Origin of the sequence: Curtobacterium sp. MCBD17_034 (assembly GCF_003234515.1) — a bacterium.
Lineage (GTDB): Bacteria > Actinomycetota > Actinomycetes > Actinomycetales > Microbacteriaceae > Curtobacterium.
The window spans coordinates 156,210-174,112 of the sequence record NZ_QKTN01000004.1 but is presented as its reverse complement, the minus strand read 5'-3'; the positions used below and the strand labels follow the sequence as shown (position 1 = coordinate 174,112).

Here is a 17,903-nt window from a genome sequence, read left to right as displayed (position 1 = left end):
CCATTTCCGACGGCCCGGCGTCCGTCCCGGGAGGCTCGGATCGCGTCGTCGGCGCGCGTCGCCGCCGAGCCGTGGTCGACCTGTGTCACCCGCGCCGCTGACGGAGTCGCCACCAGGCCGCTTCGGCGATGTCGAGGCCGGTGTAGACGCCGTGCGCGGTCCGTCGTGCCTCGGTCAGCGAGAAGCGACGGAGTCGGTACCCGCCGCCGAACCGGTCGATGATGGCCTCGGGCGAGGCGTCCGGCTCGCGCTTGACGAACCAGGTGCGCTCGTCGACGGGCTCGATCACCGGCGGTTGCCGATCCGGGACCGGAGGATGTCGATGCGTTTCTGGATCTGCTCGGTGCTCGCCTGGGCCACTGCCGGTCCCCCGCTGATCCGACGGAGCTCGGCGTGCACGGCGCCGTGCGGCTCGTTGCTGTGCCGGGCCCAGATCGACACGAGCCGGTGGAGCTCCGACCGCTGCTCCTTGATCGTCATGTACATCGGTCGGTGCTCGGGCTCCGGGGGTCGCGGCTGGCCGTCCTTCCCCCGTCGCGCGCGCTTGGCCTGCGTCGCCTGACGCTGGCGGAGCAGTTCGCGGACCTGGTCCGGCTCGAGGAGCCCGGGGATCCCGATGAAGTCGAGTTCCTCGAGGCTGCCGATCTCGCCGCCCGACCCGAACTCGCCGCCGTCGTAGAGGACGCGGTCGAACGACGCCTGCGAGTCGAGGGCCTGGAACGGCTGCAGGTCGAGGAGGCTGTCCGAGGCCTTGGCGTCCTGGTTCGCCTCGGCCACCATGGCGTCCTCGGGGTTGTACATGCCGTCGTCCGTGCCCTTGGGGCGGTCGAGGGCGTGGTCACGCTCGAGTTCGAGGCTCGCCGCGAGGGCCATGAGCCCGGGCACGCTCGGCAGGAACACCGAGGCCGTCTCACCACGACGACGTGCCCGCACGAAACGACCGATCACCTGAGCGAAGAACAGCGGGGTGCTCGCGCTCGTGGCGTACACGCCGACACACAGACGCGGGACGTCGACACCCTCGGAGACCATCCGGACCGCGACCATCCACCGGGTCTCGTCGGCCGCGAACGCACCGATGCGGCTGGAGGCCGCGGCCTCGTCGGAGAGCACCACGGTGGGTCGCTCGCCGGTGATCCGCTGGAGGATCCGGGCGTAGGCCCGGGCGGTCGTCGTGTCGGTGGCGATGACGAGACCGCCGGCGTCGGGGACCCCACGCCGGACCTCGGTGAGCCGCTTGTCGGCGGCCGACAGCACGGCGGTCATCCACTCGCCGTCGGGGGCGAGTGCCGTGCGCCAGGCCTGCGCGGTGATGTCCTTCGTGACCTGCTCGCCGAGCGAGGCCGACATCTCGTCCCCCATGCGGGTCTTCCAGCGCATCTGGCCCGCGTAGGCCATGAACAACACGGGGCGGACGACGCCGTCCTGCAGCGCTCGGCCGTAGCCGTAGCTGTAGTCGGCGATGGAGGTCCGGATGCCCTCGTCGTCCGGTGCGTAGCTCACGAACGGGATCGGGTTGGTGTCCGAGCGGAACGGCGTGCCACTCAGCGACAGTCGTCGGGTCGCGGCTCCGAAGGCCTCGCGGATGCCGTCGCCCCAGGTGAGGGCGTCACCGCCGTGGTGGACCTCGTCGAGGACGACGAGCGTGCGCCCACCCTCGGTGATCCGGCGGTGGACCTCGGGGTTCATACCGACCTGGGCGTAGGTGATCGCGATGCCCTGGTAGTGCCGACCGAACATGCCGTCGCCGTTCTTGAACATCGGGTCGAGCCGAATGCCCACGCGGTCGGCCGCGTCCGCCCACTGCCGTTTCAGGTGCTCCGTCGGGGCGACGACCACGATCCGGTCGACGGTGTTCCGCGCCAGGAGCTCGGTGGCGAGTCGGAGGGCGAAGGTCGTCTTGCCTGCGCCCGGTGTCGCGGCGGCGAGGAAGTCACGCGGCTCGGTCTCGAAGTACTTGGTCAACGCCTCGACCTGCCAGGCGCGAAGCTTCGACGCGGTGCCCCAGGCGGCACGGTCCGGGAACGCCGGCGACAGGTGCTCGGCCGCTGCGTTGCCCGCGGCCTCCTGGCTCGACTCCCCTGCACTCACTCCATGGGAGTCTACCGGCCGTGCCGTCACGCCTCGCCGTCCTGTCGGGCGTGCGGAGCGTGGGGCGCCGCTTGCGGACGCACGAGGGAGGCGGGCCGGACCATCCCCGCGCCGAACCGCGCGGCCACCGCGTCGACGGTCGTCTCGGTCTCGCGCCACGGCGCGTCGTCGTCCCACAGCGCGTTGCTCTCGCCTGCGGGCGCGAGGTTCTCGCCCCGCACACCGATCAGCCGGATCCGGTGTCCGGGCCGGTGCAGGGCGTCGTAGAGGTCGACGGCCTCGCGGTGAATGCGGCGCGCGACGTCCGTGGGCTCGGGCAGCGTGCGCGACCGTGAGAGCGTCGTGAAGTCCGTGTACCGCACCTTGAGCGCGATCGTCCGCGCGCGCAGGCCCGCCGCCCGCAGGCGAGCGGCCACCCGGTCGGCGAGGCGCAGGAGCTCCCGGGCGAGCTCGTCGCGGTCGGTGACGTCGGTCGGGAAGGTGACCTCGTGGCCCACGGACTTCTCGACCGAGCCGCTCTCGACCACCCGCGGGTCGCGTCCCCACGCGAGCTCGTGCAGGCGGTTGCCCATCGCGGGCCCGACGGCGGACACGAGCGACGCGACCGGGGTCGTCGCGAGGTCCCCGACGGTGCGGATGCCCCGCCGCTCGAGCACCTCGGCTGTCTTGCCGCCCACACCCCAGAGCGCGGACACCGGCTGCGGGTGCAGGAACGCGACGGTGTCGGCCTCCGGGACCACGAGGATCCCGTCCGGTTTCGCGCGGCTCGACGCGAGCTTCGCCACGAACTTGGTGGCGGCGGCGCCGACGGAGCAGCGCAGGCCGGTCTCGCGGTGGACCTCGGCGCGGATGGCGGTGCCGACCTGCCACGGGGTGCCGTGCAGGCGGAGCGCCCCCCGGACGTCGAGGAATGCCTCGTCGATCCCGAGGCGTTCGACCCGCGGCGTGTAGCGATCGAGGATCTCCATGATGCGTCGCGAGTTCGTCCGGTACTTCTCGAAGTGCGGCTCGACGACGATCGCCTGGGGGCAGCGGCGGCGGGCGATCGCCATCGGCATCGCGGAGTTCACCCCGAACCGACGCGCTTCGTACGTGGCGGCCGTGACGACCGAGCGCTCGGCGTCGTGCCCGACGATGACCGGCTTGCCGACGAGGTCGGGACGGTCCAGCAACTCGACCGAGGCGAAGAAGGCGTCCATGTCGACGTGCAGGACCGACGCGGTCGTGTCGTCGGTCGGGGCCTCCGTGACGAGGCGGGTGCTGCCGTCCTGCTTGCTCACGCCACGTCCTTCCGCGATCGACATCGGCCGAACGCGCGACCATGGTGGCATGCGCCGCCGACAAACACCGGAGCGCTCAGCGCTCAGCGCTCAGCGGTCGGTGGCGAGCAGGTGTCGTTCGACGAGCGCCGCGGCCCGGCGTGCTCGGGCGCTCGTGCTCGTGGCTCCGGAGGCGACGCCGGCGACCGGGAGTCCGCTCCGCTCGGCCAGGACCGCGAGCGCGTCGTCGACACGACCGAGCGCCAGGACCCGGTCGTGCACCCACTCGTGCGCGGGTCCGGGTGGCGTCGCCGCGACGGCGGCGTCGAGCGCGTCGCTCGCACGCACCCACGCGTCGTCGCCGCGTCGGATCTCCCCGCGCTGACGACCGCTGCCCACGGCGCCGGAGAGCGCGTCGATCGAGGTGGCGAGCACCCCCGCGGCGTGCGCGAGGGCCTCGACGACCGGGACGGGTGGTCGCGCGATCGGAGCGGGCCTCCCGGCGAGTTCGCGCGCGAACACGGCGACCGACTGCAGCGCCGCCCGTGTGCGCGCGTCGGTGCGGGCCGCACCGCCGGACGGGAACCGCACCATGGGCTTCATGACCGCGTCGAGCTGGTAGGTCGCGGCGTCGACGGCGCGTGACCGGCGCCGCAGGTCGAAGGCATCCGGATCCGAGGGGTCGGCGTCGCGCGGACCGTCCCCACCGACATCGACGAGACCCGCGGACAGGACGAACGAGCGCACGGCCGCGAGCTGGCGTCGCACGGCGCTCCGGACCATCCTGCCCGACGCCACCGGGAGGACGACCACGCTCACGAGAACGGCGACCGCGGCGCCGAGCAGGTTCTCGGCGAGCCGGAACGGGATCAGCGTGTCCGTGAAACTGCCGCCGTACGCGTACACCTGGCAGAGCACGACCACGAGCGCTGTGACCCAGATCGCGTAGACGCCGCCGAAGCCGTAGGTGCCGACCGCGAGGGCGAACACCGCGATGCCGGCGGTCCACCACGGGTGGTGCGTGCCGAGCAGGTGCACGAGGACGATCCCGAGCGCGCCGCCGAGCACCGTCCCGACCCCGCGGTGGAGTGCCTTCCGCACCCGCTCGTGCGTCGAGTTCGTGCCGGCGAGGACGATCATGACGCCGATCACGCCCCAGTAGAACCGGCTGCCGTCGAGCAGGAGCGCGAGCGGCTCCACGACCGCGACCGCGACCGCCGCCTGGATGCCGGTGCGGAGGGACGCCGAGACGTGCCACCGCCGCCAGGGGCCGGTCATGCCGTCGGCGAGTGCGTCGTCGAGGACGGGGACCGCGCCGGACGGACGTCCGCCGACCAGGACGACCGGTGTCCGGAACGGGACCGCGTCGCCCTCACGCGGCAGCGCGGCGCGCAGTGTCCCCCAAGCGCGGGCGGCGGCGGCGAGGTCGGCGAGCTGCAGGGCGGCGCGGTGCACGACGTGCGCCAGCGTCGACCCGTCCGCCCGGGCGGACGGCGTGACCCCGAACCGGGCGAGCATCCCTTCAGCCGCCGTCGCCCCCTGCGCGCCGCCGCCGACGACGACCGTGCGGATCGCCTCCGCGACCGCGGCTCGGACGTCGTCGGGCGCCCCGCTCCCGGCGAGCGTCTCGGCGGTCCGGCCGAGTCCGTCGACGGCGAGGTGGGTGTCGAACAGCAGCCGGTGCAGCGTCTCGGCGGTCGCGCCCGTCGGTCCCACACCCGGAGCGGCGAGCATGCCGTCGGCGGTGAGCGCGACCTCCTGGAACCGGTCGAGCCGTCGGCGCAGGCGACGGGCGGCCCGGACCCGCTCCCGGGACAGGTCGGGTCCGACCGCGAGCAGGTCGACGGCGGCACGGAGGACGGCGGTCGCCCAGGCGAGCAGGGCACGCCGGGTCCACAGCAGGGACCGGAACGGCATGGGCCGCAGGAACACACCGCGGATCACGACGGTGACCGCGAGGGAACCGGCACCGATGAGTGCCAGACCGGCCACGCTCGCCGCTGGCAACGGGGTCAGGAGCCCGCAGAGGTACCCGGAGAACACCACCGCGGCGGCGTCGGTCGCCCACGGTCCCCAGCCCATCGCGGCGAACTGCACGAACAACAGCACCACGATCAGCGCGAGCTCGAGCACGTGGAACCGATCGAGCGCGACGCTCGCGAACAAGGCGACGACGAACGGCACGACCACCGCACCCGTCCGCGCGGCGATGCGCCCAGCACTGACGTCGTTGATGATGAGGCAGCTGATGAAGGCGGGCATCGCCCCGATGAGCACGCCGAGGACGCCGGGCAGGCCGACCGCGGAGGCGAGGGCGAGACCGACCGCCATCCCGGCGGGCACGCACAGCAGGGTCCGCAGCGCGCTCTGGGTCCGGACGAGGCCGACGTCGAGCATGAGGACGCGGTCGACGACCCGCCGTCGGCGACCGGGACGCGCGATCCGCTCGGGTGCGAGCCGGGAGGCCCGGGATCGGTCGGTCGCGCTCGTCACCCGGTGCCGCCTCCTGTCGTGGTCCCCCGCCAATGGTACCGGAGCGGAACGACCTTCAGTGCGGCGCCGGGACCGGCCCGAGCAGGGCCGCCGCGATCGTCCGGGCGGCGGAGTCCCGGGAGGACGGGTGGTACTGCCCCGCGCGGACGTCCCGCGCCAGCCGCGCGAGTTCCGCCCCGGCCCGGTACGCGCCCCCGCCGACGACGCGCATGGCCTCGTCGACGACGTGAGCCGCGGTGTCGACGGAGCGCGCCTTCGTGCCGACGAGCAGCGGGAACCACCGGGGTCCGTGGTCGACGAGGTCGTCGACGTCCCGCGTCAATGCATCGATCTGCAGGACCACCGCGTCCACCGCGCCCTGCGCATCGGCCAACGCCCGACGGAGGTCCGGATCGGACGACCGGGGCGTGCCGTCGAGCGCGGTCCGTCGCCCGACGCCCTCGACGGCGAGGGCCAGCGCCCGCTCGGCGATGCCGGCGTAGACCGCGGCGACGAGCAGTTCGAACGCCGCGAAGATCCCGAAGACCAACGGGTCGGCGGAGGGCCCGACGGGCAGCACGCGGACGATCCGGTCGGCGGGCACGTGGACGCCGTCGAGCTCGGTGGCGTCGCTCCGCGTGGCCCGCATGCCGAGCGTGTCCCAGTCCCCGAGCGCGCGGTGCCCGGGCTGCTCCCGCTCGACGAACCCGTGCACGAGCACCGGGGCGGCCGGGTCGCTGTCGTCCCGGCCGAACACGCTGAGCAGGTCCCACGCCGGCGCGAGGGACACCGTCGACTTCCGACCGGTGAACCGCCATCCCCCGGCACCGTCGGACTCGGCACGCGTCGTCGAGTCGAACAGGACCGCGTCGTTCCCCGCCTCGCTGACGCCGAAGGCGAGCAGCCGGTCGGCGGCCGCCGCGTCCGTCACGATCTGGAGGAACGACTCGCCCCTGGCGCCCACGGCGCGGGCGGCCTGCACCCACACCTGGTGCATGCCGAGTCCGAGCGCGGTGGCCGGTGCCGCCGCGGCGAGCCGTCGTTGGATCCGCGCGGTGTCCCGGAGACCCAGCCCCGCGCCTCCCGAGCCGACCGGCACGCCCACGCGCAGGTACCCCGCGTCGCGGAGCTCGGCCAGGTCCTCCGTGCAGAACCGGCCGTCACGGTCGTACCCGGGAGCGCGGGCGGCGATGCGGGCGAGCAGGGCGTCGTCGAGCTCCCAGCCCGGACTGGACGCGGTGGTGTCGGTCACGAGGACGAGACTATTTTGTGGTCGTGACAGATCGGCATCCGTGGTCCAGGTACGTCGCCATCGGTGACTCGTTCACCGAGGGCATCGGGGATCCTGACCCGAGCGTCCCCGGTGGCCATCGAGGGTGGGCGGATCGCGTCGCCGAGGTGCTCGCGAACCAGACCGTCGACTTCGCGTACGCGAACACGGCGATCCGCGGGCGGCTCCTGCAGCAGATCATCGACGAACAGGCCGAACACGCGTTGGCGTTGCGGCCCGACCTGATCACGGTCTCGGCGGGCGGCAACGACATCATCCGTCCCGGCAGCGACCCGGACGAGGTCGCCGAGCGCTTCGACGGGCTCATCCACACCCTGCGGCGGGACGGCGCGACCGTCGTCCTGTTCACCGGGCCCGACGTCGGGACCACGCCGGTGCTCGGACTCGTCCGCGGCAAGGCGGCGATCTACAACGAGCACCTGCACGCGATCGCGCTCAAGCACGGCGCACTCGTGGCCGACATGTGGGCGCTCCGCGTCCTCCGGGACCCGCGCATGTGGGCGCCCGACCGCCTCCACCACTCCCCCGTCGGGCACGCCACCGTCGCCGCGGCCGTGCTCGACACCCTCGGGGTCGAACACGAGCTGGCGCCGTGGCAGCCGGAGCCCTTGGCGGCTCGGCCGTGGCGCGAGGCGCGGGTCGAGGACCTCGGCTGGGCGCGGGAGTACCTCGTGCCGTGGGTCGTCCGGCGGATCCGGCACACGTCCTCGGGCGACGGAGTCGAGCCGAAGCGGCCCGAACTCCAGACGGTGCTCGAGCACCGCTCCGACACGCCCTGACGCGCTGACGGCCTCAGGCCCCCTGGAACGGGTTCGTCCAGCGCCACCACAGGTCGGGCTCCGTGATCGACGCGTCGAGCTCGAGCGGCACCGTGACGGGGGCGTGGTGGTCGATCGTGAACCGCACGGTGCCCACCCGCTCGCCCCGACGGCCGAAGGTCACCTGCTCGAGGCGAGTGCGTGCCGTCACCGTCGTCCGCCCCCAGACGAGCACCGACCGCGCCGAGGCGGCGACCGCGTCCGTCCGTGGCCGCCAGGGGGTGGCGTAGTGGCCGAACGTCTGCCCGCGGTTCGTCAGGGTCACGACGTGGAAGTTGTCCGCGACCGAGTCGAGCAGCCGCCGCACGTCGACGTCGAGCGAGTCGTGGTCCCTCCCGCCGAGCATCGCTCCCACGACCGTGACGGTGCGTCCGCCGCGCTGGTACGTCGCGGCGAACAGCAAGCACGCACCGGCCTGGTCGAGCGTCCCGGTCTTGATGCCCTCGACACCGTCCATCCCGAGCAGCTTGTTCGAGTTCTCGATCGGACCGACCGTGGGGATGGTCGTGCGCTGCGTGCCGACGATCTGCTTCACCACGGGGTTCGCGATCGCCAGCTCGCCGAGGTGCACGAGGTCCGACGCGGTCGCGGTGTTGTGCGGGTCGAGTCCCGTCGGCTCCTCGATGGTCGTGTGGTCCAGGTCGTGCGCCGACAACCAGGCGTGGACGGCCGTGCGGTACGCGTCCATCGACCCGAACGACCACAGGGCCAGCGCCCCGGCGTAGTTGTTCGCGGACTTCATGAGCATGACCTCGAACGCCTGCCGCTCGCTCAACCGGAGACCGACCGGCATGGCCGCGACCTCGCCGTCCAGGGCGAGGTACTGGTCGTACAGGGCGTGCTGCGCGGCCGTGAACGTGATCGTCGGCCCGTCGTCCGAGGTCGTCAGTGGGTGCGCTTGCAGCACCACGAGGGCTGTCACCACCTTGCTGATGCTCGCGATCGAGCGTTGACCGGTGTCGCCGCTCGTCTGCAGGCTCCCGGCGAAGCCCGGGGCCTCGACCGCGGTCGCGCCGTAGCCCGGGAACGACAGCGCCGGCAGCGTCGCCGTGGGTGCGGCGTAGGTCGCGCGCGAGACGGTCGCCGGCGCGAAGGGCACGACGGCCGCCGCGACCAGGTACGCGACCGCGACGAGCACCACGGCGACCACGGTGATCAGGACGGGACGCCGGACCGCGGAGCGGGGCCGGTGGACGACACGTGACACGGCACAGCAGCCTAGGGGTGGGCGGCGATGGATCAGCTGCGCGCCGCGCGCTGGGCGTGTGCGACCGCCCACAGGCCCACGGCGCTCGCCGCCGCCACGTTGAGCGAGTCGACCCCGTGCGCCATCGGGATCCGCACCACGGTGTCGGCGGTGGCCACGGCACGCGCGCTCAGGCCGTCACCCTCGGTGCCCATGACGAGTGCGACGCGCTCGGGCACGTCCTGGACGAACGCGTCGAGTGGGACGGAGTCGTCCGTCAGGGCCATCGCGGCCAGGTGGAACCCCGCGGCCCGGAGCGCGGGCCCGGCGTCCGCCCACTCGCCGATCCGTGTCCACGGGACCTGGAGGACCGTCCCCATGCTCACGCGCACGCTGCGGCGGTAGAGGGGGTCGGCACAGCGCGGCGAGACGAGGACGGCGTCCGCCCCGAGTCCGGCCACCGACCGGAAGACCGCACCGACGTTCGTGTGGTCGACGATGTCCTCGAGCACGACGACGAGACGCGCGTCCCGGACGACGTCCGCCAGTGCGGGCTCGGCGGGTCGCTGCATCGCCGCGAGCGCACCGCGGTGCATGCGGAACCCGGTGAGCTCCTCGAGCAGGGCGTCGGGACCGACGAACACCGGACCGTCGTGCTCGGCCAGCATCGGCAGGACCTCGGGCAGCCACTTCTCCTGCACGAGCACGCTCCGAGGCACATGCCCAGCGGCGAGGGCACGCTCGATCACGGTGTTCGACTCGGCGATGTACAGCCCACCCTCCGGCTCCCGCACGCGTCGGAGCGCGACGTCGGTCAGGCGGGCGTAGTCGTCGAGTCGCGGGTCGTCGAGGGCGTCGATGCGCACCGTCTGCACGGGATGGTCCTCCGGGAAGCGATCGGGGTCGTGGGCTGTCGAGGGTACCGTGGAGCCGATGGAGCGGGTGGAGGCGGGCGACCTCGAGCGAGGCGCACCCGAGCAGGGTGACGACCTCGACCGCGTCGTCGAGACGCTGCGGGGCAAGCGCATCGCAGTGCTCTCCGGGGCCGGGATCAGCACGGACTCCGGGATCCCCGACTACCGGGGTGCGGGCCGCGTGGCGCGCACGCCGATGACGTTCCAGGAGTTCTCCGCCGACCCGGCGAGGCGCCGGCGGTACTGGGCCGGGAGCCACCTCGGTTGGCGCACGTTCTCGTCCGCCCGGCCGAACGACGGGCACCGGGCGCTCGCCGACCTCGAGGCGGCCGGTGTCGTGAGCGGGATCGTCACGCAGAACGTCGACGGTCTCCATCTCCGGGCCGGGTCGCGCCGCGTGGTCGAGCTCCACGGGTCCATGGACCGCGTGGTGTGCCTGCGCTGCGGGCAGGCGTTCGCACGCTCGGATCTCGCAGCGGTGCTCGACCGGGAGAACGCCTGGATCGACGAACCCGGCACGGTGACGCTCGCGCCGGACGGCGACGTCGACATCACGGGCGCCGACCGGTTCCGTGTCCCCGCGTGCTCGGTGTGCGGCGGCGTGCTCAAGCCCGACGTCGTGTTCTTCGGCGAGTTCGTGCCGGTCGAGAAGTTCCACGAGGCCGTCTCGATCGTCGCCGGCGCGGACGCGCTCCTCGTGGTCGGGTCGTCCCTCGTCGTCAACTCGGGCGTCCGGCTGGTCGACCACGCCGTTCGTCGCCGCAAGCCCGTCGTCATCGTGAACCGGGGTGCCACGCGCAGTGACCGTCGGGCGGTGGCTAGGCTCGACGCAGGCACCACCGAGACATTGACGGCGCTGCGCCACCGACTCCTGCACTGACCGCGTCGCCGACGCCACCACGGACGGCGCATCGCCGCGGAAGGGACGAACGGTGACGACCCTCCTGTACCTCGTGCGGCACGGCGAGACCGACTGGAACAAGCAGCGCCGCATCCAGGGGTCGACCGACATCCCACTGAACGAGACCGGGCGCCGACAGGCAGCCGCCGCCGGTGGGTTGCTCGTGCGTCGCCGGTTCGACGCCGTGCTCGCGTCCCCGCTGTCCCGGGCGTTCGAGACGGGCGCGATCATCGCCTCCCGGCTCGGACTGCCCACTCCGTCGACGGACGACGGTCTCGTCGAGCGGTCGTACGGCGAGGCCGAGGGCCTGACGGACGTCGAGATCCGCGAACGGTTCCCGGACGGATCGGTGCCCGGCCGCGAGTCGCGCTCGGCGTTGCTCGCCCGCGTGCTCGAGTCGCTCGGCGAGATCGCGATCCGGTTCGACGCCGGCGCGGTCGTCGTCGCGACGCACGGAGCGGTGATCCGTGCCGTGGTGAACGAGCTCGCCCCGGGTACCGCCGACTCCTTCACGACGCCGATCCGAAACGGGTCGATCCACTCGTTCCGTTGGGACCCCGAGCGCTTCCGGGGGGAACTCGTCCGGTTCGACGACCCGATCGAGGACCAGTCCGAGGCCCCCGGGCGGTACGAGTTCGCGTACCAGAACCCGCTCGAGGCCGAGGGCGACTGACGGCCGCCGGGCTGGCGCTCCCACCTCGGTCCGGCGGTCCTCCATGTCCGCCGAACGGGGCGTCGGTCAGGCGCGGCGGTCGGCGACGGCGCGCTCGACGGACGCGACGACGTGCTCGGCGGACGTGGTCCAGTCGAAGCGGCGGACCCGCTCGAGGGAGGCCCGGTGCAGGTCGTCCCAGCGCGCCTCGACCCGTCGCACCGCGGCCGCGACCGCGGCGGGCGAGGCCGGGTCGAAGTACTCGGCGGCCGCGCCGCCGATCTCGCGGAAGATCGGGATGTCGCTCACCGCGACGGGCGTGCCGACGCCCATCGACTCGACGAGCGGGATCCCGAAACCCTCGTCGTGCGAGGCGCTGACGAGCGCCGTCGCGGTCCGGAGCACCGCGCGGTACTCCTCGTCCGACGCTCCGTCGTGGAACACGAGCGAACCCGCGGGGGCGAGCCGCTCGAGCCGCTCCCGGTCCGCAGCTCGCACGCGCGACATGCAGTGCAGCCGCCAGTCGGCCTCCCCGGGCCCGCGGAGCAGCGGGATCGCGGAGGCGAGGGTCTCGACGTTCTTGTAGGGCATGAACGTGCCCATGTAGACGAGGTCCCGCGTCCGCAGGCCGTCCGCCGCGCGCGGCGCCACCGGGTCCGCGGCGTTGTACGCGACCGTCACGGGCCGACGCGTCAGCCGGTGGTCCCGGATGAGTCCGGCGGTCGTCTCGCTCACCGTGACGACGCCGTCGGCACCATCGAGCAGCATCCGCTGCGGCCACCACGCGAGGTGGAACGCACGCCACCCCAGCCGCAGCGGCCACGAGAACTCACGGGGCGGTGTGCGGTTGCGGTAGTAGATGAGGTCGTGCAGCGTCAGCACGAGCGCGTAGTGGCGTCCGCGGGATCCCATGGTCTGCATCGGCGAGAACACGGCGTCGAGCCCCAGCCGGTTCACCTGCCGCGCGACCAGGGGCTCCGCGGCGCTCGTCGGTGGACTGATGCGCTCCCAGGGCATCCCGTCCGGCAGCGAGTCCCGCTGTCCGTCCTCGCTCACCAGGAGCACGTAGTCGTGCCGGTCCGGCAGATGTGCCGCGACACCGGCCGTGAACCGGCTGATGCCGTCATGGCGCCCCACCCGGACGTAGCGGCAGTCGATGCCGATGCGGAGACGGCTCATCGGCGCATCCCGCCGCGGTCCGGTTCGGGCGTCGCCAGGGAGGCACGGATCGCGTCCGCCGCGGCGGCCGGCGTCTCGTAGTGCACGAGGTGGCCGACGCCGGGGATCACGACGAGGGTCGCGTCGGGCAGCCGGTCCGCCAGCGCTTCCTGTTCGGGCACCGCGGTGATGTCGTCACGTTCGGCGGCGATGAGGAGCACCGGTACGTCGATGCGGTCCGCGTACGCGGCGACGTCGTGCGTCACCGACGTCCGGAACGCGTCGAGGACGACGTGGCGGTCGGCGAACGCCGAGAAGTACCGGTCGTGCTGGTCGTGCACCCATCGGCGCAACCGCGGTTCGCGGGACTTGAGCATCGCGACGCTCATCGCCCGGACGATCCCCCGGTTCCGGAGGAGGGCGAGCCCGAGCGCCCGGGGCAGGACCGCACCCAGCCGGTAGTAGGCGATCGCGATCGCGGTACCCACGGCGCGCGGGCCCTGCAGCGCGGGAGCGGCGATCGGGTTGACCAGGACCAGGCGCCGGGTGTCGAGCCCGTCGGCGACCGCGGCTGCGGTGACGATGCTCCCGAAGGAATGCCCGAGCACGACGGCCCGTCCGTCGAGCCCGAGGGCACGGTGGAACGCTCGGAGCCACCGCACGAAGCCGTCCATGTCGGACCGCGGGAGCGCGTCGGACACCCCGAAGCCCGGGAGGTCCGGCACGATCGTGCGGACCTCGGGCAGGTGCGCGGCGAGCGACTCGAGCCCGTGGTGGTCGCCACGGAAGCCGTGCACGGCGAGCATGGTGGTGTCCGCGTCCTCGGGGCCGTACACCCAGTAGTGCGTCGCGCGACCGTCGACGAGGACCGACCGGTGCACCACGGGCAGCCCGGCCATGAGCCGCTGGTACGGGGAGACGATCGGGGCACGCATCCCGCCGAGTCTACGGGCCGGACCCGTCGCGCCGGACGGATGCCGCGCCTCCCGGTCGGCGGGCCGTGCGGTCGTCCGTTCCCTCCGGACACGGATACCCGGGGCGACATAGAGTGGGCCGACGGGCGCCATGTCGGCCCCGACGCCCGACGGATCCACGAGGAGCACGGTGACGTTCACTGCCCCCATCCAGCTGCCCGGACTGACCCTGGACCCGCTCTGGTACAAGCGGTCGGTGTTCTACGAGTGCATGATCCGCTCGTTCGTCGACTCGAACGGGGACGGCACCGGCGATCTGTCCGGACTCATCAGCCGCCTGGACTACCTGCAGTGGCTCGGCGTCGACGCGCTGTGGCTGCCGCCGTTCTTCCAGTCGCCGATGCGCGACGGCGGCTACGACATCTCCGACTACAAGGCGATCCTGCCGGAGTTCGGCACCCTGGACGAGTTCCGCGACCTCGTGACGAAGGCGCACGAACGGAACATGCGCATCGTCATCGACATGGTGATCAACCACACCTCCGACGCGCACGAGTGGTTCCAGCAGTCCCGCGAGGACCCGGACGGGCCCTACGGCGACTTCTACGTCTGGAGCGACAGCCCGGACAAGTACGAGAACATCCGCATCATCTTCGTCGACACCGAGGAGTCGAACTGGACGTTCGACCCGATCCGACGGCAGTTCTTCTTCCACCGGTTCTTCTCGCACCAGCCGGACCTCAACTTCGAGAACCCCGCCGTGGTCGAGGCCGTCTACGACGTCGTCCGGCACTGGCTCGACATGGGCGTGGACGGGCTGCGGCTCGACGCGATCCCGTACCTCTTCGAGTCCGAGGAGGGCAACGGCGAGGGCGAGCCCGCGACGCACGAGTTCGTCAAGGGCCTCCGCGCGATGGTCGACGAGGAGTACCCCGGGCGCGTGCTCATCGCCGAGGCGAACCAGTGGCCGCGCGAGACGGCGGCGTTCTTCGGCACCGACGACGAGCCCGAGTGCCACATGGCCTTCGACTTCCCGGTGATGCCCCGCATCTACTACTCGCTCCGCGCGCAGCACGCGACGGAGCTCCAGCGGATCCTCTCGGAGACCACCGAGGTCCCGGAGAGCGCGGCGTGGGGTGTGTTCCTGCGGAACCACGACGAGTTGACGCTCGAGATGGTGAGCGAGGAGTACCGCCAGGCGATGTACGGCTGGTACGCGTACGACCCGCGGATGCGGTCGAACATCGGCATCCGTCGACGCCTCGCGCCGCTCCTCGACAACTCCCGGGCGGAGCTCGAGCTCGTGCACGCGCTGCTGTTCTCGCTCCCCGGCTCGCCGTTCCTGTACTACGGCGACGAGATCGGCATGGGCGACAACATCTGGTTGCCCGACCGCGACTCGTCCCGCACCCCCATGCAGTGGACGCCGGACCGCAACGCCGGGTTCTCGACGGCCGACCCCGGCAAGCTGTACCTGCCGGTCGTGCAGTCCCTCGTCTACAACTACAACCTCGTCAACGTCGAGTCGCAGCTGGCGCAGTCCCGCTCCCTGCTGCACTGGATCCGCAACGTCATCCACGTGCGGAAGGCGCACCCGGTGTTCGGGCTCGGCACGCTCACCGTGCTCGAGAGCGACAACGACTCGGTGCTCACGTTCATGCGGTCGTACGAGGGCACGGGCACCCAGTTCGGTGACTCCGCCGAGGACGTCCTCTGCGTCTTCTCGTTCGCGCACAACCCCACCGCGGTCACGATCACGGCGCCCGAGCACGCCGGTCTGCCCCTGTACGACCTCTTCGGCGGCGGGTCGTTCCCGTCGTTCGACGAGGACGGCACGGTGACGATCACCCTCGGGACGCAGGCGTTCTACTGGCTGCACGTGGGACGGCCGCGGGACTGACGGTCCGTAGGGGTCTCGGGATCGGCACCGAGTCACGTCGCCCGGTCCGGCCGCGTCGGGTCGCCCGGACGGCCGCGTCTGGTCGCCCGGTCGGCCGTGTCGCGTCCGCGGTGTCGGCGGCCGCCGCTAGCCTGACCGCGTGACCAGCTCTCCGCTCGCAGCGCCGATCGACGCCACCCTCGGAGCCCCCTCGGCGGCACCCCGCTCCCCTGCGGAACGCCCCTGGTGGCACGCGCTCGGCGTGTTCGACCTCGAGACCACGGGGATCGACGTCGAGACAGCACGGATCGTCAGCGCCCATGTCGGGCTCATCGACATGACCGGTGCGAGCATCGCCGCCGGCTCGTGGCTGGCCGACCCGGGCGTCCCCATCCCGGAGCAGGCCGCTGCGGTGCACGGCATCACGACCGAGCGCGCCCGTGCCGAGGGGCGTGCCGCCGGCGTCGTCGTCGCCGAGATCATCGCCGCGGTCGAGGCCGTGTTCGCCCGCGGGATCCCGCTCGTGGTCTACAACGCGCCGTACGACCTCACCGTCCTCGACCGCGAGGCCAAGCGCCACGGCCTGGCGGCACCCGTGATCGGGAACGTCGTCGATCCGCTCGTCATCGACAAGGCCGTCGACACCTACCGCAAGGGCAAGCGCACGCTCGAGGTCTGCTCCGCGCTGTACGGCGTGACCCTCGCGGACGCGCACGACGCCGGTGCCGACGCGATCGCCGCCGGACGGGTCGCGCAGGCGATCGCGAGCCGCTACCCGGACCAGCTCGGCATCAGCGCCGAGGAGCTCCACCGACTGCAGGTGGCCTGGTGCTCCGACCAGGCGGCGTCGTTCCAGGACTACATGCGGCGTGAGCGCAATCCGCAGTTCGTCGCGGACGGCCGCTGGCCGCACCGCAACCCCGCCTGATCGTCCCCGGCCCCGGGGTCGGCACGCGCGCACGGGGCATGGCACAGGCACAGGCACAGGCACAGGCACAGGCACAGGCACAGGCACAGACCTGAACCAGGCGGTCCTCGCAACGGCTGCCCCGGAGACGCAGCAACGGGCGGCCACCCGGAGGTGGACCGCCCGTTGCTCGCTCGCCGTTCCCGACGAGGTCGCGTCAGCGTTGCCGCCGCGACCGAGGGCTCGGACTTACTTGCCGAAGCCCTTGAAGCGCTGGTTGAACTTCTCGACGCGACCGGCCGAGTCGAGGATGCGCTGCTTGCCCGTGTAGAACGGGTGCGAGGCGCTCGAGATCTCGACGTCGATCACCGGGTAGGTGACACCGTCGAGCTCGATGGTCTTGTCGCTGGTCGCGGTGGAGCGCGTCAGGAACGTCTCACCGGAGGCCAGGTCGCGGAAGACGATGGCGTTGTACTCGGGGTGCGTGTCGGTCTTCATGGTGTTCCTCGTCGTGGATGTGGTGGTTCGGAGTGCGCGAGCGCGCGGAAAACTGTGGCGTACGCCAGCGACCGAGTTTAGCAGACCGTCAGCGCGGACGGGAGGCACCGCTCGTGTCCGGCACCGGCGGCTCGGTCGTCACCTCAGCTGGCGCGGGCGGTGTAGCGACCCGCGTCCGCGGTCACGACGAGGCCGATCCCGAACGCGTCCGAGAGCACCTCGCTCGTCACGACGTCAGCGATCGGTCCGGCGGTGTGCACGCGCCCCTCGGCGAGCACGAGCGCGTGCGTGAAGCCCTTCGGGATCTCCTCCACATGGTGGGTGACGACCACGATGGCAGGAGCCTCGGCGCTCTCGGCATACCCGCCGAGCGTCCGGACCAGACTCTCGCGTGCCCCGAGGTCGAGCGACGCCGCCGGCTCGTCGAGGAACAGGACCTCGGGATCGGTCATGACGGACCGGGCGATCTGGACGCGCTTCTGCTCGCCGTCGCTCAGTTCACCGAAGGTCCGGTCGGCGAAGCCGCCGAGGCCCCACTCGTCGAGGACCCGATGGGCACGTCGGACGTCGATGTCGTCGTACTGCTCGTTCCACCGACCGGTGACCGAGTAGGCGGCCGTGAGCACGACGTCGAGCACCTGCTCGGTGACCGGGATCCGCCGGGCGAGCGCGGTGGACGCGAACCCGATGCGCGGACGGAGTTCGAACAGGTCGGCGCCACCGACCTCCGTGCCGAGGACCTCGACCGTGCCCGAGGTCGGGAACGACTGCGCCCCGGCGACCTGCAGCAGGGTCGTCTTCCCCGCGCCGTTCGCGCCGAGGACGACCCAACGGTCCGCCTCGTCGACCTGCCACGACACCTGGTCGAGGATGCTGACCCCGTTCCGGACGACGGACACGTCTTGCAAGCGCACAACCGAGGGCATGCCCTCAGCCTACGCGGTCGGCCGTCGGGGAGGAGGC

The 17,903-nt window shown here is 72.4% G+C and carries 16 protein-coding genes; 5 read left to right on the top strand and 11 right to left on the bottom strand.

Annotated features, from left to right (window positions below; genetic code table 11):
• Positions 1-85 precede the first annotated feature (85 nt).
• The 5 genes from DEI92_RS09465 to DEI92_RS09445 all read right to left on the bottom strand — a co-directional run bounded on the left by DEI92_RS09465 (position 86) and on the right by DEI92_RS09445 (position 7,074).
• Positions 86-289 (bottom strand): hypothetical protein, encoded by a 204-nt coding sequence (locus tag DEI92_RS09465; protein WP_111009074.1) that lies wholly within the window; start codon positions 287-289, stop codon positions 86-88.
• Positions 286-2,091 carry a DEAD/DEAH box helicase gene (locus tag DEI92_RS09460; protein ID WP_111009075.1) on the bottom strand — a complete coding sequence of 602 codons (1,806 nt, stop codon included), beginning with the start codon at positions 2,089-2,091 and terminating at the stop codon, positions 286-288. Before DEI92_RS09460 ends, DEI92_RS09465 begins: the two co-directional genes overlap by 4 nt.
• Positions 2,092-2,117: 26 nt before the next feature.
• Positions 2,118-3,371: a DNA polymerase IV gene (gene dinB / locus DEI92_RS09455; protein WP_111009076.1), complete on the bottom strand. Its 1,254-nt coding sequence runs from the start codon at positions 3,369-3,371 to the stop codon at positions 2,118-2,120.
• A gap of 90 nt (positions 3,372-3,461) precedes the next feature.
• Complete coding sequence (locus DEI92_RS09450; protein ID WP_111013297.1) at positions 3,462-5,843, bottom strand: FUSC family protein; 2,382 nt, start codon at positions 5,841-5,843, stop codon at positions 3,462-3,464.
• Between the two features lie 55 nt (positions 5,844-5,898).
• On the bottom strand, positions 5,899-7,074 hold the full coding sequence (locus DEI92_RS09445) for an acyl-CoA dehydrogenase family protein (protein ID WP_111013296.1): 1,176 nt from the start codon (positions 7,072-7,074) through the stop codon (positions 5,899-5,901).
• 23 nt (positions 7,075-7,097) lie between these two features.
• Between DEI92_RS09445 and DEI92_RS09440 the strand changes: the two genes are divergently transcribed.
• Positions 7,098-7,892 (top strand): SGNH/GDSL hydrolase family protein, encoded by a 795-nt coding sequence (locus tag DEI92_RS09440; RefSeq protein WP_111013396.1) that lies wholly within the window; start codon positions 7,098-7,100, stop codon positions 7,890-7,892.
• A 13-nt stretch (positions 7,893-7,905) separates the two neighbouring features.
• Here the strand turns inward: DEI92_RS09440 and DEI92_RS09435 are convergent, their stop codons facing one another.
• Complete coding sequence (locus DEI92_RS09435) at positions 7,906-9,138, bottom strand: D-alanyl-D-alanine carboxypeptidase family protein (RefSeq protein WP_181434798.1); 1,233 nt, start codon at positions 9,136-9,138, stop codon at positions 7,906-7,908.
• Positions 9,139-9,170: 32 nt separating this feature from the next.
• Positions 9,171-9,992: an RNA methyltransferase gene (locus DEI92_RS09430; protein WP_111013294.1), complete on the bottom strand. Its 822-nt coding sequence runs from the start codon at positions 9,990-9,992 to the stop codon at positions 9,171-9,173.
• Positions 9,993-10,050: 58 nt separating this feature from the next.
• Between DEI92_RS09430 and DEI92_RS09425 the strand changes: the two genes are divergently transcribed.
• Together DEI92_RS09425 and DEI92_RS09420 are read left to right on the top strand one after the other, a co-directional pair.
• Positions 10,051-10,911, top strand: a complete 861-nt coding sequence (locus tag DEI92_RS09425; RefSeq protein WP_111009081.1) for a Sir2 family NAD-dependent protein deacetylase — start codon at positions 10,051-10,053, stop codon at positions 10,909-10,911.
• A gap of 52 nt (positions 10,912-10,963) precedes the next feature.
• Positions 10,964-11,605, top strand: a complete 642-nt coding sequence (locus DEI92_RS09420; RefSeq protein WP_111013293.1) for a histidine phosphatase family protein — start codon at positions 10,964-10,966, stop codon at positions 11,603-11,605.
• Between the two features lie 66 nt (positions 11,606-11,671).
• Here DEI92_RS09420 and DEI92_RS09415 read toward each other — a convergent pair whose 3' ends face one another.
• On the bottom strand, positions 11,672-12,763 hold the full coding sequence (locus DEI92_RS09415; protein WP_111013292.1) for a glycosyltransferase family 1 protein: 1,092 nt from the start codon (positions 12,761-12,763) through the stop codon (positions 11,672-11,674).
• Positions 12,760-13,677 (bottom strand): alpha/beta fold hydrolase, encoded by a 918-nt coding sequence (locus tag DEI92_RS09410; protein ID WP_111013395.1) that lies wholly within the window; start codon positions 13,675-13,677, stop codon positions 12,760-12,762. The genes DEI92_RS09415 and DEI92_RS09410 overlap by 4 nt, the downstream gene beginning before the upstream one ends.
• Positions 13,678-13,807: 130 nt before the next feature.
• Here DEI92_RS09410 and treS point away from each other — a divergent pair, with 130 nt between their 5' ends.
• Both treS and DEI92_RS09400 read left to right on the top strand, forming a co-directional pair.
• Positions 13,808-15,556: a maltose alpha-D-glucosyltransferase gene (gene treS, locus DEI92_RS09405; protein WP_181434796.1), complete on the top strand. Its 1,749-nt coding sequence runs from the start codon at positions 13,808-13,810 to the stop codon at positions 15,554-15,556.
• A gap of 166 nt (positions 15,557-15,722) precedes the next feature.
• Positions 15,723-16,463 (top strand): exonuclease domain-containing protein, encoded by a 741-nt coding sequence (locus tag DEI92_RS09400; protein ID WP_111013394.1) that lies wholly within the window; start codon positions 15,723-15,725, stop codon positions 16,461-16,463.
• Positions 16,464-16,691: 228 nt separating this feature from the next.
• On the opposite strand, the gene DEI92_RS09395 is transcribed toward DEI92_RS09400, so the two are convergent.
• Together DEI92_RS09395 and DEI92_RS09390 are read right to left on the bottom strand one after the other, a co-directional pair.
• Positions 16,692-16,940, bottom strand: a complete 249-nt coding sequence (locus DEI92_RS09395) for a type B 50S ribosomal protein L31 (protein WP_111009085.1) — start codon at positions 16,938-16,940, stop codon at positions 16,692-16,694.
• A 143-nt stretch (positions 16,941-17,083) separates the two neighbouring features.
• Positions 17,084-17,866, bottom strand: a complete 783-nt coding sequence (locus DEI92_RS09390) for an ABC transporter ATP-binding protein (protein WP_111009086.1) — start codon at positions 17,864-17,866, stop codon at positions 17,084-17,086.
• Between the last annotated feature and the right edge of the window lie 37 nt (positions 17,867-17,903).

Coding starts and splice junctions, on each gene's coding strand:
- DEI92_RS09390 (WP_111009086.1), bottom strand. CDS start 17,866: ATGCCCTCGGTTGTGCGCTTGCAAGACGTGTCCGTCGTCCGGAACGGG.
- DEI92_RS09410 (WP_111013395.1), bottom strand. CDS start 13,677: ATGCGTGCCCCGATCGTCTCCCCGTACCAGCGGCTCATGGCCGGGCTG.
- treS (WP_181434796.1), top strand. CDS start 13,808: ATGTCGGCCCCGACGCCCGACGGATCCACGAGGAGCACGGTGACGTTC.
- DEI92_RS09425 (WP_111009081.1), top strand. CDS start 10,051: ATGGAGCGGGTGGAGGCGGGCGACCTCGAGCGAGGCGCACCCGAGCAG.
- DEI92_RS09415 (WP_111013292.1), bottom strand. CDS start 12,763: ATGAGCCGTCTCCGCATCGGCATCGACTGCCGCTACGTCCGGGTGGGG.
- DEI92_RS09395 (WP_111009085.1), bottom strand. CDS start 16,940: ATGAAGACCGACACGCACCCCGAGTACAACGCCATCGTCTTCCGCGAC.